This is a genomic window from Pseudomonas sp. ACM7 (assembly GCF_004136015.1).
Classification (GTDB): domain Bacteria; phylum Pseudomonadota; class Gammaproteobacteria; order Pseudomonadales; family Pseudomonadaceae; genus Aquipseudomonas; species Aquipseudomonas frigoris.
Genome location: NZ_CP024866.1, coordinates 95,240 through 108,644, shown reverse-complemented (window position 1 = coordinate 108,644; position 13,405 = coordinate 95,240). Strand labels below are relative to the sequence as shown.

Genomic DNA, 13,405 nt, shown 5'->3' with positions numbered 1-13,405 from the left:
CATGAATCAGGAAGAACACCTTAGCGCCGCCGATCTGGCCCTGCTGCAACTGGGGCGCCGCTTGCAGGCCGACGGTTATCGTTTCATCACGCCAACGCCGCTAACCCATCAGCGGGTCAATGATCGCTCCTTTGGGCAAAGCGCCCGGACCCTGCGCGAAGTGTTCGGCTGGTCGCGGCCGTTTGAGCCGGGTCTGTTGTCGGTGGATGAGCAGCGGCAGTTGCAACAGGCTGGCGTCCTCGAGGAATGCAATGGTCGACTGAAAAGTCATGTGCGCTGGTCAAGCCTCGATGACCTGTTGTTCGTGCACTCGGGTTACCCCACTGATGCCGCTGACGCGGTGTTCTTCGGTCCCGACACTTATCGTTTTGCAAAACTGATTCACGCTCATCTGCAACAGAGCTTCGCGCCGATCAGGCGCGCCGTGGACATTGGTTGCGGCGCTGGTGTCGGAGCGATTGTTATTGCCCGCGCACGCCGTGAGGCCGAAGTGCTGGCCGTGGACATCAACCCTTTGGCGTTACGCATGACGGCGGTCAACGTCGCGCTTGCCGAGTTGGCTAACGTCAGCATCGAGGCCAGCGATGTGCTGCAAGACGTCGACGGCCACTTCGACCTGATCGTCGCCAATCCGCCCTACATGGCCGACCCGGCCGAGCGTGCTTACCGGCATGGCGGCGGCGCGCTTGGCGCGCAATTGTCGTTGCGCATTGTCGAGCAAGCCTTGTATCGGTTGGCCCCCGGTGGCTCCTTGGTGCTGTACACCGGGGTGGCGATGATCGATGGCGTCGACCCGTTTCTGGATGCGGTGACACCGCGTCTGGAATCGCCGATGTTCGGCTGGACCTACCACGAACTCGACCCCGATGTGTTCGGTGAAGAACTGTTGACCCCTGGCTATCAGCGGGTGGAACGAATTGCCGTCGTAGCCCTGATTGTCACGCGTATCGGTTCGGGCATCGGGGGCACCGTTACGTCATCAGTCGGTGCGCCATGACCAGGAGCCTGGACGATTACAATCGCATGCGCGATTTCTCGGCGACCTCTGAACCGGTTGCCGGCAAACGTTCGGGCAAAAAAACCGTGAAAGATCATGCGTTACAGTTCTGCATTCAGAAGCACGACGCCTCACGGCTGCATTACGACTTTCGCCTGGAGCTCGATGGCGCACTGAAAAGTTGGGCGGTGCCCAAAGGTCCGTCACTGGACCCCAAGGTCAAGCGCCTGGCGGTGCACGTCGAAGACCATCCGATTGATTACGCCACCTTCGAGGGTAGCATTCCCGAAGGGCATTACGGCGCCGGCGACGTGATTGTCTGGGACCGGGGGGTGTGGATTCCTCAGGACGACCCGGCCAAGGCGTACGCCAAGGGCAAGCTCAAATTCGAGCTAAAGGGCGAGAAGCTCGGTGGCCTGTGGAACCTGGTGCGCACGCACATGCCGGGCAAGCAGGAGCAATGGTTTTTGATCAAGCATCAGGACGGCTCGGCCAAACCCGAAAGCGATTACGACGTGGTCGCCGCCGAGCCCGACAGCGTGCTCAGCGACCGGACCATCGTTGCCAAAAAGCCGAAGACCGCTGCCAAACCCAAACCGGTCAAAAAAACCGCCGCCCCGGCGCGCAAGGAAAAGTCGGCGCCATTGACAGGCGCCCGCAAAGCCAAATTGCCGGAGCTGCTCAAACCGGAACTGGCGACGCTGGTCGAAAAAGCCCCGGGCGGCGAGTGGAGCTATGAGATCAAGTTCGATGGCTATCGGATCATGGCGCGCATCGACCACGACGAAGTCAAACTGTTCACCCGCAACGGCCACGACTGGACCCACAAACTGCCCAGACAAGCCGAGGCGTTGGCGGCGCTAGGCCTCGAATCGGCCTGGCTCGACGGGGAAATGGTGGTCGCCGACGAGCAGGGCGTGCCGGACTTTCAGGCCTTGCAAAACGCCTTCGACTCGGGCCGTAGCGGCAACATCGTTTACTACCTGTTCGACATGCCTTACCTCAACGGCGTGGACCTGCGCGAAGTGCCTGTCGAGGAGCGAAGGGTTGCGCTGTCGACCGTGCTCAACGCCAACAAAGACCCGCTGCTGCGCTTCTCCGATGCCTTTAGCGAAGAACCGGAAGCCTTGCTCAACAGCGCCTGCCAAATGCAAATGGAAGGGCTGATCGGCAAGCGTCTGGGTTCGCCTTACGTGTCGCGGCGCAGCAGCGACTGGATCAAGCTCAAGTGCAAGCATCGGCAGGAATTTGTGGTCGTCGGCTTCACCGACCCGAAAGGCTCGCGCAATGCCTTCGGCGCGCTGCTGCTGGGGTTGCATGACCGCGACAGCGGTGAGTTGCGTTACGCGGGCAAAGTCGGCACCGGGTTCAACGAGACGACGCTCAAGCGCATCTACGAGCAGCTGAAACCGCTGCAAACCAAAAAGATTTCGGTGGTCAATCCGCCGAGCGGTTTTGATGCCAAGGGTGTGCACTGGCTCAAGCCCACGCTGCTGGCTGAGGTCGCTTTTGCCGAAATGACCAAGGAAGGTTCAGTCCGTCATGCAGTGTTCCATGGCCTGCGTGACGACAAACCTGCCGAAGACATTACCGAGGAGCGTCCCAAAGCCGTGAAGACTTCAGCCGCGAAAAAAACCACTGCCGAAAAACCTTCCACCCCTGCCAAAAAGAAAGCCGGGCCCGCGCCCTCACAAATCGGCCTGGGCGAGGGCAAGGTCCGCATCACGCACCCGGACCGGGTGATCGACGCCAGCAGCGGCACCACCAAAGTGCAACTGGCGGAGTATTACGCCAGCGTCGCCGAATGGATTTTGCCCGAGCTCAAGGACCGGCCCGTGGCGTTGGTGCGCGCCCCGGACGGCATCGCCGGCGAACTGTTTTTCCAGAAGAACGCCGAGCGCCTGGCCATTCCGGGGATCACCACCCTGGACAAGGCACTCACCGGCCAACCGGTGATGATCATCAACAACGCCGAAGCCCTGATCGGCGCCGTGCAAATGAGCACCGTCGAGCTGCACACCTGGAACGCCACCTCGGACAACCTCGACAAACCCGACCGCTTCGTCCTCGACCTCGACCCGGACCCGGCACTGCCCTGGAAAAGCATGGTCGAGGCCACCCAGCTGACCCTCTCGGTACTCGATGAACTGGGGCTCAAGGCGTTCCTCAAGACCAGCGGCGGCAAAGGGATTCACCTGGTGGTGCCACTGACTCGCAAGCTGGGTTGGGATGAGGTGAAAGACTTCAGCCACGCGATCGTCAGCCACATGGCCAAGTTGCTGCCGGAGCGTTTTTCCGCCGTGTCGGGCCCGAAGAACCGGGTAGGGCGGATCTTCATCGATTACCTGCGCAACGGTCTGGGCGCCACGACCATCTGCGCCTACGCCGTGCGCACCCGCGAAGGGCTGCCGGTGTCGGTGCCGATCTTTCGCGAAGAGGTGGGCGAGCTCAAGGGTGGCAATCAGTGGAACGTGCACACTGTGCATGAACGCCTGGCCGAGGTCGGTGATGAACCCTGGAAGGATTTGAAGAAAACCCGGCAGTCGATCACCGCCGAGATGCGGCGACGGGTAGGGATGAAAAAATAGCGGTTGGGATGAACACGATCGGTGTAGGAGCTGGCGAAGCCTGCGATCTTGGCGGCGGTTGTTACACCGACAAAATCAAGATCAAAAGATCGCAGCCTGCGGCAGCTCCTACGGGGGGCTACTTGATGAATGCTTGTAGGTCACTGGTCAGTTTGTCGATCGCCACTTTGAAATCCTTGGTGGTGATCTTCTGGCTGGCGTTTGACAGGGTGCTGCCAAAGACTTTGCGCACCACTTTGGCCACGGTCTGGTTGTTGCTGGCGTCGATAAACTCGGCCTCGATAAACAGTGTGGTGTCCTGATCGCGATGGCCACTGGCAGCGGAAACACCCCCCACGACGGCGGCAACCGGCACCACTTCATACCACTTCATGCCTTCGTTTTCGGCACTCACCCCGGTGATCGCCGCGCGCATGATCAAGGTTTTTGAACCCTTCGGCGCTGATTTTTCGCTCGATACCACCCGATATTTCTGACCCAGCACACCTTTGGCCTTACTGGTCATGTAGTTCTGCAACTCGTCCAGGGTTTGCTGGTTAACCCGCTCAGTGGGCTTGGGCGCCGGGTAGAGCTCCAGCTTATTGAAAACCACGGTGTTATAGGCATCTGGATTCCAGGACGGGCTCACCCAGCGCATGGCTGTTTCGCCGCTGGTGGTGGTGACCTGCTGCAAGTTGTTGTAGTTGGACAGGAAGCCGGAATACTGCTCATGCTCGGTGACTTTCGAGGTGCAACCGCCGAGCAGCAGGCTGGCCAGCGCAGCGCCAATAAACAGTTTTCGGGACAAGTTCATAGTGGTGTTTGCTCCATGGATTAAGTCGTTTTTTTCAGTAGCAGGGCATCAGAATCGCCAGGTCATGTTTCCGGTCACGGCTTGAATCCAGGCATTGTCGAACTGACCTGAAATTCGATTGCCGGACGTTGATTTGGTCTGGTCGACCGGCATATCACCGAGCCAGACCATCGCCCAACTGACGTTGACGTCGGTGTCCTTGTTCAGAGCATAGGTCGCTCCTGTCGCAATGCGCCAGGATTCGGCCATTGGCACAGTTACAGTGCGATCACTGTCCGAGACGGCGCTGCTGTCGTAAGCCACTCCGAAGTTCCACAACAATTGTGGCGTGGCCTGGTATTGCGCGCCGAGCGCCAGTTGCCAGGTGTCTTTGTAGTTGGCATCAATCGTGGTCGATCGGGCATTGACCGCTGTGGTGTCGACCTGGACCCCGACCTCGCCGAACTCTGACCAGTCCTGCCAATTGACCGAGGCGAGCAAGGCCCACTGCCGGTCGAGTTGCTGGAACAGGCTCAGGGTGACGGTTTGAGGCACAGTTACGTCGAATTGGGTGTTCAGGCCGTTCAATCGATCCAGCGCCGGGCCATTACCTTTGACGTCTAGCCCGTCCTCAAACTGCAGATCGACCTTGCTGGTGTAAGCCAGGCCAATGCGCGTGCCGGCTTGCGGAGCGTAGATCACCCCCACATTCGCGCCAAAACCCCAATCCTTGTCTTTGTACTTGAACTGGCCGTCGCTGCGGTCGGTAAGGCCGAACGGCGAGCGGTCAATCGCGGTGTCGGATTGCAGCATGCCGTACATGGCTTTCACGCCGACGCCGACCGACCATTGTTCGTTAAAGCGGTAAGCCACGCTGGGTACAAAAGATAAACCGCCGAGGCTGGCGTTCTGCGCGAAATAGCGCCCGGACCAGTCGTTGTCGTAATTCTCCGCCAACCCGAAGTCAGCATACTGGCCGAAGCCAACGCTCCAGTGGTCATCGAGTTGATGGCTGATGAAGAAACTACCGCCGGGAATGGGGTCGAGGGCGTTGCCACTGCCGCTACCCGGGACGTTGGTGTCGTCGTCGCGATTGAACTTGAGGTTGCCGTAGAGCACTTGCAAGCCGCCGGTGATTTGCGTGCCTGGCAGGTAACTCATGCCCGCCGGGTTACTGGCAATGGTCGAGGGCCCTTGAGCACGGGCGGCGGCACCGGCGTTGGCCAGGCCGGCATTATCGGTGCCGATTTCGTAGAGCATGAGACCGCCGGCACACGCTTGCTGACAGCACAACGCAAGCAAGGTGAAGGCGGGCAGGGCGGATGTTTTTATCTGCATTGGGTTACCTCAGCAAATGTCCTTCCCGAACGCGGGTGGCCAGCGTTGGCCACCCGTTGACTCGACTGCTTACTTGGCCATTTCCGCCCGAGCGGCTGCGATCTTGGCTTTGACGGAATCGAGGTTGAAGCTCGCGCCTTTTTGCATCGGCGGGAATTCAATCGCGGTTTCAGCCAGCTTGGCGACCTGCTGCTGGACGAACACGAACCGCCAGAACTGGAACTTGAACCAGTCGAAGTACTGCTGGGACCCTTGCGCTGACTGGTTTTCCGGCCAGCCCATACGTTCGAACGGGTCGAGACGAAGGTTGGTCAGGATCGGTACATCGACCGCCAATTTGGCGCCCATCCAGCCACCCGGTTGTTCAATGAAGCGGTACTTGTAGTCATCGATCCGTACCGCACCGAGCGCACTCTCGCCAAAGTAGAAGATTTCATGCCGGTTCGATGGACCTTTGCCGGAGATCATCGGCGTCTGGTCGTAGCCGTCCAGGTGCACCTTGTACGTGGTATCGCCCAATTGTTTGCCCTTGAGCAGTTCGGCAGTGATGTTCGGATTTCCGGCTGCCGCGACCAGGGTCGGGAACCAGTCCATACCGGACATGATGCCGTTTGCCACCGTATTGACCGGTACTTTGCCCGGCCAGCGAATGATCGCCGGTACCCGGAAACCACCTTCCATCACTGTGCCCTTGCCCATGGCAAACGGGGTGGTGCCGCCATCCGGCCAGGTGAAGTTTTCCGCGCCGTTGTCAGTGGTGAAAATCACGATGGTGTTGTCATCCATGCCGTCTTTTTTCAGCTTGGCCATCACGTCGCCGACGATATCGTCGAGCTGTGCCATGCCTGCTTCCTGTTCTGACCAGCCATTTTGCGAATTGCGCATGGCCTCATATTTGTCGGAGAGGTGCGTGACGATGTGCATGCGGGTGGGGTTGAGCCAGAGGAAGAACGGTTTATTGTCCTGCTTGGCCTTGTCCACAAAGGCAAATGCCTTGTCACGAATCTCTTCGTCGATGGTTTTCATCCGTTCCGGATACAGCGTGCCGGCGTCTTCGATCTTCTGTTTGCCGACCTTGCCCCAACGTGGCATCACCGTCGTATCGTCAGTCGCCGCGGCCCAACTGTGAACCATGTTGCGCGGCCCCACGGTGGCGAGCAGTTCCTGCGGATAGTTGGGGTGCGCCGGATCTTCCATGGCGTCCAGGTGGTAGAGGTAACCGAAGAACTCGTCGAAACCGTGGACGGTGGGCAGGAATTCGTTGAGGTCGCCCAAGTGATTCTTGCCGAACTGGCCGGTGGAATAACCCATGGCTTTCAGTGTGGTGGCAATGGTGACCGCTTCGGCGGGAATACCAATGGGAGAACCGGCCTGCCCGACAGTCGTCATCCCGGTACGGATCGGCAGTTCGCCGGTAATGAAATTGGCCCGCCCGGCAGTGCAACTGGCCTCGGCGTAATAGTCGGTAAAGCGCATACCTTCAGCGGCGAGCTGGTCGAGGTTGGGTGTTCGACCGGCCATCATGCCCTGGTTGTAGACACCGATGTTGGACCAGCCGATATCGTCGCCCATGATGACAACAATGTTGGGGACTGTTTTGTCGGCTGCTTGAGAGAGGCCGGGGCCAACCATTGCAGCCAACAGTATTGATACAGCGAACGCCGAGGATAACTTTGTCCGGTGCATGTCGAGCTCCTGCGCACTAGCGTTAGTACTCTGAGACGCCCCAACCGCCCACGAAAAAATTGGATCCCCCGCGAAGAGCGTAGGTACGAATTGTGAAATATCCAGTAATTAGTTACTCGACTGTAAGCCGTTGTTTCATGGGCTTTACAGTTCAAATGGCCGGTGACATCGCAATCACTGCGACGAACCCCTGTAGGAGCTGGCGAAGCCTGCGATCTTTCAGCGCCTTTGGAATCGCAGCAAGATCAAAAGATCGCAGGCTGCGCCAGCTCCTACAGGGACCGTGTGCACTTCAACTGATCTTGCGCATCGAACCCTGCCAGTACTTTTCCCGTACTTGTCGGCGCAATACTTTGCCGACCGCTGAGGTGGGAAGTTCATCGACAAACACCAGCGATTTCGGCGCCTTGTAGCCGCCCAGTCGAGTACGGGTCTGTGCGATCAATTCTTCAGAAGTGACCGCTTCCCCCTGACGCAGGATCACTTCGGCATGCACCGCTTCGCCCCATTCCGGATGCGGAATACCGACCACCGCCGCCATCAGCACCGATGGGTGCGCTGCCAGCGCGGCCTCGACTTCCACCGCATAGACGTTGAAACCGCCGCTGATGATCATGTCCTTGAGCCGATCAACGATGTACAGGTAACCGTCGCCGTCGATGTAACCCAGGTCGCCGGACTTCCATGCGCCATCGTCGAATTCCGCCGCCGTCGCTTCCGGGTTTTCGTAGTAGCCCTTGATGATCGCTTTGCAGCGAATGCGGATTTCGCCGGTTTCGCCAACCGGCAGCGGGTTGCCATCGAGGTCGGCAATAAACACTTCGACGCCTGGGGTCGGGCGGCCCGCCGACGACAAGTGTTGCAGCGCAGCGGCATCACCGGGCTGGTGCGCGGCCTTGTCGAGCGATGCGATGATCATTGGCGACTCGGTAGCGGCGTAACCCTGGACAAAAATCTGCCCGAAGCAGGCCACCAGTTCGCCAAGCTTGTCCGGACTCATCGGTGCCGCGCCGTAGATCAGTGTGGTCAGGGACGAAAAGTCTTTCGGGTCGGCCCGTTGCAACTCCAGCAAGCGGTACAGCACGGTGGGCACCAGGAACGAATGGCTAACGCGCTCACCTTCGACAATCTGCCGCCAGCATTCCATGTCCAACTGGTTCAGCGTGATGTTGGTGCCACCGCCGTAAACCGTGGGAAAGAACAGCATTAGCGTGCCGTGGGATAGCGGCGACACATGCAGCAGCCGTGTCGCGCTGGACAATCCCAGATCGGTGTTGATGAACGCCGCGTCACGGCAGGCCATCCAGTTATCGATGGAGTACATCGCGCACTTGCCCTTGCCGGTAGTGCCACCGGTGAAGCGCAACATGCAGATGTGCTGGTCGGTATCGAGGGCTACGTCGTTGTCCAGGTCGGAGGCGGCTTCCACCATCGGCCAGAAACTGTGCACGCCGGGGAGGGTGGATTGCTCGGCGGTGGGCGGGTCCATCACGACGATCTCGCAACCGCGGCTGCGCAGCATGCCGTAGTAGCTGTCGAGCAAACGGGTTTCGAGAAATACCACCCGTGGCTGGACCAGATCGATCTGCCGCGCGTGCTCCTCTAGCGGGTCGCGCAGGTTGGTCATGACCACCGTGCCTTCCTGCTTGAAAGTGCTGGGAAACATCATCAGGCTGAGGTTGTCGTTTTCCAGGATCAGCATGAAGCGTTCGCCTGCGCGAACCTGCAGCACGCTGCGCAGAACATCGGCCACGCGGTTGGTCAGCAGATGGTATTGCTCATAGGTGTAACGTCGGTTGCGCTCGACGTTGACGATCGCCTCTTGGTCGCGATGACGCAGCGCCAGCATGCGCGTGATTCGGCTGAAATTCATTTTCATGGAGTGTTGGCCCTGTATGACTGGCGCAATAGATCGAGGCGTTTACCGGGCACGCATGCGCGAGGCGGCGTCGAGGCGGATGGTCTCGCCATTGACGTAGGCGTTCTCGATCAGGAAGGCACAGCAATGGGCGAACTCGCGCATGTCACCCAAGCGCTTGGGCGCTTCCATCTGTTCTTTCAGGGAATTGAGGATTTTCTCGTCGAGGCCGGCCACCATGGTGGTCAGGAACAGGCCGGGCGCGATGGCGTTGACCCGAACCCCAATCGCACCCAGTTCACGTGCGGCCGGCATGTTCATGCCGATCACGCCAGCCTTGGTAGCCGCATAAGCACACTGACCCACTTGCCCTTCATACGCGGCACCGGACGACACGTTGATCACCACACCGCGCTCTTCGCCGGCTTCGGCTTCGTTGTTGGCCATGTGCTCGGCGCACTTGGACATGACGTTGAACACGCCATTGAGGTTGATCGCCGTGGCTTGAGCGAAACGCGACAGCGGCGCCGCCTTGCCTTCCTTGCCCAACACTTTGAAACCGGTCGGCACGGCCGCGCCGTTGATGCACACATGAATCGCGCCGAATCTGGCGATGACGGTATCGACTGCGTTCTGCACCGAGGCTTCATCGCTGACGTCGGTCTGCACGAACATCGCGCGGTCGGCGCCGATCTCGGCGACGGCTTTTTCCCCGGCTTCGATGTTCAGGTCGAAGATCGCCACGCGGGCGGCTTTCTCGCCCGCCATGTAATGCGCGGTAGCCAGACCCAGGCCCGAGGCGCCGCCGGTGATTACGATGACTTTGTCTTGAATACGCATGAATGTGTCCCTGTTCGCTGCCCGGCTCGCAGGAGCCGGGTTGTTATTGTTAGGTGTGGAACTGACGTTGATCAGAACGCGTTGACCCCAGTCAGGGCGCGGCCAATGATCAGTTGCTGGATCTGCGTGGTGCCTTCCGGAATCGGCACGATGATCGCTTCACGGGCCAGTTTCTCGACCAGGAAGTCGGTGGTCACACCGGCGCCGCCGTGGATCTGCACGGCCTGACGCGCGATGGTCACCGCGGCTTCGCAGGCAAAGTATTTGGCCATGGCCGCTTCCATTTCTGCCGGGATGCCGGCACCGATCATCTCGGCGGCGCGGTAGGTCAGCAGGCGCGCGGCATCAACGTTAGTTGCCATCTCCGCCAGCATGGCGCTGATCAATTGGTGGCCGCCGATCAGCTTGCCGTGCTGTTTGCGCTCCTTGGCGTAACGCACGGCTTCTTCCAGCGCGCGACGGCCGATACCCAGGCCTTGAGCGGCGACAAACACCCGCGAGCGCTCGAAGAACGACAGGGTGTTTTTCAGCGCTTCGCCTTCGTTGCCGATGATGTTGCTGGCCGGAACACGCACGTCGTTGAGGAAAATCTGCGCGGTGGACTGGCTGTTCCAGGCCATTTTGTGGATGTTCTGGACTTCGTACGGATGCTCTTTGCGGTCCAGCAGGAAGTGAGTCAAACCTTTGCGTGGGTCATCGCCGGTACGGCAGGTGCAGATCAGGAAGTCGGAGTAGGAACCGTTGCTGATCCAGGTCTTCTCACCTGTGATGATGAAGTCATCACCGTCGCGACGGGCGCGGGTCTTGATTTCCAGTACGTTGGAGCCGACGTCCGGTTCCGAGATGGCGACGCTGACGAACGAATCGCCGCTGATCAGGCCCGGCAGGTAACGCTCGCGCAGATGATCCGGGGCGAGTTTTTCCAGCATCTGTGCGCCGAAGGAGTTGATGACCACCGGCGTCGACAGGTCCACCGAGCAGGCGGCGACTTCTTCGAACAACATGGTCATGGTCGGCCAGTCCAGGCCCAAACCGCCATTGGCTTCACTGACCGCGCCCGAGACCATGCCGAACTCTACGAGCTGGCGCATCATCTCGGCCATTTTCTCTTTGGGCATGAACTTGTCGCGGTATTCCTTGTTGAACACCGGGTCGATCTTGTCGGCCAGGAAGCGACGGAAACTCTCGACGGCTTCGAGTTGTTCCGGGGTGCGCATGACGTGTCCCATGGGGTTCTCCTTAAATATTTTTGTTGGCGAGAATGTTGACGGCGACCACGGCTTCTTCGATGCCGAACAGGCCACCACCGTTTTCCTGAATGGCAATGCGCGCGCCTTCGACCTGGCGCTTGCCGGCTTCGCCGCGCAGTTGCGTGACCAGTTCATGGATTTGGCCCAGACCGGTGGCGCCGATCGGGTGGCCCTTGGATTCGAGGCCGCCGGACGGGTTGATCGGCAGGCGCCCGCCGACGGTGAAGTCACCGCGTTCGGCCGCCGGGCCACCTTCGCCGAAGGGCACCAGTATCAGCGATTCGGCGTTGAGGATTTCGCCGATGGCCGAGGCGTCGTGGACTTCCGCGACGTCGACGTCGGATGGATTGATACCGGCCTGGGCGTAGGCTTTTTTCGCGGCGAGGTGAGCGACGATTTTTTCCGGCTCATCCAGGCCACGGTTGGTGCCGGTCTGCACCACGCTGGCAAGTACGCGAACGGCGCGGTCACCGGCGTTTTTCAAACGCTTGAGACCGTCGGCGTTGCACAGCAACACGGCGGCGGCGCCGTCGCTGATCGGCGAACACATGAGGGTCGTCAGCGGGTAGCAGATCGGCGGCGAGGCCAACACTTCATCAATGCTGAACGCTTGTTGGAACTGGGCCAAAGGGTTGTGCACCGAGTGCTGGTGGTTCTTTGCGGCCACTGCGGCGATCTGCCGTTGGGTGGTGCCGTAACGCAGCATGTGATTACGGCAAATGGCGGCATACACATCCATGAACACGCTGTAAGGGCGTTCGGACACGGTGCCCGGCGGCGGCACGATGCCTTCGCCCATGGCCAGCAGGGTGTGCTTGTTCTGCTCGACGGTGGAGACGTCCCAGCCGCCGTCGAACACGGCAAACATCTTGGCTTTGTCCGGGATATTCATCTTCTCGGCGCCGACCGCCAGGGCGATGTCGCACTGACCGGCACGCAAGGCCAGCGTGGCGAGGTTGAACGCCGAGGAACCGGACGCGCAGGCGTTCTCTACCGAAAACACCGGCACACCTTCGATGCCGATGCGACGCATGGCGATCGGACCCGGAATACCGGTCTGGCCCTGCAACATGCCATTGGTCATGGTGCTGTAGTACACCGAGCCGACGTCAGCGGTGGTGGCGCCGGCATCTTTCAATGCCAGGCCCACGGCTTCGTCGACCATGTCGTAGACGCTGCGGTCCAGCAAGCGACCAAACGGCGTCATGCCGACGCCCACTACGTAGATATCGTTCATTGTCTGTTCCTGAGATGGCGGGGACGTGGCGGCCTAGCGGCCCTTGAAGTTCGGTGCGCGTTTTTCGCCAAAGGCCTGCAGCCCTTCCTGGAAATCGGCGGTGCGCAGGTGCTGGCGCAACATCACTTGCTCGTGCTGCAAGGCGTCGTCGCGGGACTTGTCGGCGGAGGCGCGGGCCACTTCTTTCATGCGGCGCAGGGCGATCGGGCTCTTTTTCGCGATCTGATTGGCCAGCGCCAGGGCGGCGTCGGCGAGTTCGGCGTCGGCGTGGACTTCACACACCAGACCGTAGACTTTCATTTCGGTGGCCGAGAGGGATTTGCCGGTCATCAGCAAGTACATTGCCATATTCAGCGGGATCAACCGTGGCAGCACCGCCGCGCCACCAGCGCCGGGGTAAACGCCGAAGTTGGCGTGAGCGTCGGCGAGGGTCGCGGTTTGCGCCGCCACCACGATGTCGGCGCACATGGCCAGTTCCAGGCCGCCGGCCATGGTCACGCCGTTGAGCGCGGCGATCACCGGTTTGGGAAAGTTGCGCAACTGACCGAAGACCTGATTGGCACGGTCGAGAAAGTCGGCTTCGCCCGCAGGCAGCGTGGCACCGGCCAGGACTTCCTTCAGGTCGGCACCGGCGCAGAAGGCCGGGCCGTTGCCGGTGAGGATCACCGCTCGCAATTCATCGTTCAGTGCAATGTCGTTGAGGCAGCGTTCGAGCTCGGCGAGTGTTGCCAGGTTCAGCGCGTTCATGGCCCTTGGCCGATTGAGCGTCAGGCGCGCCACCGGGCCGACGATTTCGTACAGCAAGACATCTTCACTCATGACAACTCCCCTTATTGTTA

General features: G+C 60.2%; 10 protein-coding genes. 2 read left to right on the top strand and 8 right to left on the bottom strand.

The features are described 5' to 3' along the window. The first annotated feature begins 1 nt into the window (after window position 1). Window positions 2-997 carry a class I SAM-dependent methyltransferase gene (locus CUN63_RS00500; RefSeq protein ID WP_129436722.1) on the top strand — a complete coding sequence of 332 codons (996 nt, stop codon included), beginning with the start codon at window positions 2-4 and terminating at the stop codon, window positions 995-997. After that, window positions 994-3,585 carry a DNA ligase D gene (ligD, locus tag CUN63_RS00495; RefSeq protein ID WP_129436721.1) on the top strand — a complete coding sequence of 864 codons (2,592 nt, stop codon included), beginning with the start codon at window positions 994-996 and terminating at the stop codon, window positions 3,583-3,585. Before CUN63_RS00500 ends, ligD begins: the two co-directional genes overlap by 4 nt. Before the next feature lie 118 nt (window positions 3,586-3,703). Here the strand turns inward: ligD and CUN63_RS00490 are convergent, their stop codons facing one another. From CUN63_RS00490 to CUN63_RS00455, 8 genes are all read right to left on the bottom strand, one after another. Then, window positions 3,704-4,378 carry a DUF3313 domain-containing protein gene (locus tag CUN63_RS00490; protein ID WP_129436720.1) on the bottom strand — a complete coding sequence of 225 codons (675 nt, stop codon included), beginning with the start codon at window positions 4,376-4,378 and terminating at the stop codon, window positions 3,704-3,706. A 48-nt stretch (window positions 4,379-4,426) separates the two neighbouring features. Next, complete coding sequence (locus tag CUN63_RS00485) at window positions 4,427-5,695, bottom strand: OmpP1/FadL family transporter (protein WP_129436719.1); 1,269 nt, start codon at window positions 5,693-5,695, stop codon at window positions 4,427-4,429. 69 nt (window positions 5,696-5,764) lie between these two features. Further along, on the bottom strand, window positions 5,765-7,381 hold the full coding sequence (locus tag CUN63_RS00480) for an arylsulfatase (protein WP_129436718.1): 1,617 nt from the start codon (window positions 7,379-7,381) through the stop codon (window positions 5,765-5,767). Between the two features lie 292 nt (window positions 7,382-7,673). After that, complete coding sequence (locus CUN63_RS00475; RefSeq protein ID WP_129436717.1) at window positions 7,674-9,260, bottom strand: class I adenylate-forming enzyme family protein; 1,587 nt, start codon at window positions 9,258-9,260, stop codon at window positions 7,674-7,676. A gap of 42 nt (window positions 9,261-9,302) precedes the next feature. After that, window positions 9,303-10,079, bottom strand: a complete 777-nt coding sequence (locus tag CUN63_RS00470; protein WP_129436716.1) for an SDR family NAD(P)-dependent oxidoreductase — start codon at window positions 10,077-10,079, stop codon at window positions 9,303-9,305. Window positions 10,080-10,150: 71 nt separating this feature from the next. After that, window positions 10,151-11,308 (bottom strand): acyl-CoA dehydrogenase family protein, encoded by a 1,158-nt coding sequence (locus CUN63_RS00465; RefSeq protein WP_129436715.1) that lies wholly within the window; start codon window positions 11,306-11,308, stop codon window positions 10,151-10,153. A gap of 10 nt (window positions 11,309-11,318) precedes the next feature. Next, window positions 11,319-12,566: a thiolase family protein gene (locus CUN63_RS00460; protein WP_129436714.1), complete on the bottom strand. Its 1,248-nt coding sequence runs from the start codon at window positions 12,564-12,566 to the stop codon at window positions 11,319-11,321. Between the two features lie 33 nt (window positions 12,567-12,599). Then, the gene (locus CUN63_RS00455) at window positions 12,600-13,385 is read right to left on the bottom strand and encodes an enoyl-CoA hydratase/isomerase family protein (protein ID WP_129436713.1); all 786 of its coding nucleotides are present in this window, start codon (window positions 13,383-13,385) and stop codon (window positions 12,600-12,602) included. Between the last annotated feature and the right edge of the window lie 20 nt (window positions 13,386-13,405).

Excerpts from the sequence above, each read along its gene's own strand:
- CUN63_RS00500 (WP_129436722.1), top strand. The coding sequence starts at position 2 with ATGAATCAGGAAGAACACCTTAGCGCCGCCGATCTGGCCCTGCTGCAA.
- ligD (WP_129436721.1), top strand. The coding sequence starts at position 994 with ATGACCAGGAGCCTGGACGATTACAATCGCATGCGCGATTTCTCGGCG.
- CUN63_RS00490 (WP_129436720.1), bottom strand. The coding sequence starts at position 4,378 with ATGAACTTGTCCCGAAAACTGTTTATTGGCGCTGCGCTGGCCAGCCTG.
- CUN63_RS00485 (WP_129436719.1), bottom strand. The coding sequence starts at position 5,695 with ATGCAGATAAAAACATCCGCCCTGCCCGCCTTCACCTTGCTTGCGTTG.
- CUN63_RS00480 (WP_129436718.1), bottom strand. The coding sequence starts at position 7,381 with ATGCACCGGACAAAGTTATCCTCGGCGTTCGCTGTATCAATACTGTTG.
- CUN63_RS00475 (WP_129436717.1), bottom strand. The coding sequence starts at position 9,260 with ATGAAAATGAATTTCAGCCGAATCACGCGCATGCTGGCGCTGCGTCAT.
- CUN63_RS00470 (WP_129436716.1), bottom strand. The coding sequence starts at position 10,079 with ATGCGTATTCAAGACAAAGTCATCGTAATCACCGGCGGCGCCTCGGGC.
- CUN63_RS00465 (WP_129436715.1), bottom strand. The coding sequence starts at position 11,308 with ATGGGACACGTCATGCGCACCCCGGAACAACTCGAAGCCGTCGAGAGT.
- CUN63_RS00460 (WP_129436714.1), bottom strand. The coding sequence starts at position 12,566 with ATGAACGATATCTACGTAGTGGGCGTCGGCATGACGCCGTTTGGTCGC.
- CUN63_RS00455 (WP_129436713.1), bottom strand. The coding sequence starts at position 13,385 with ATGAGTGAAGATGTCTTGCTGTACGAAATCGTCGGCCCGGTGGCGCGC.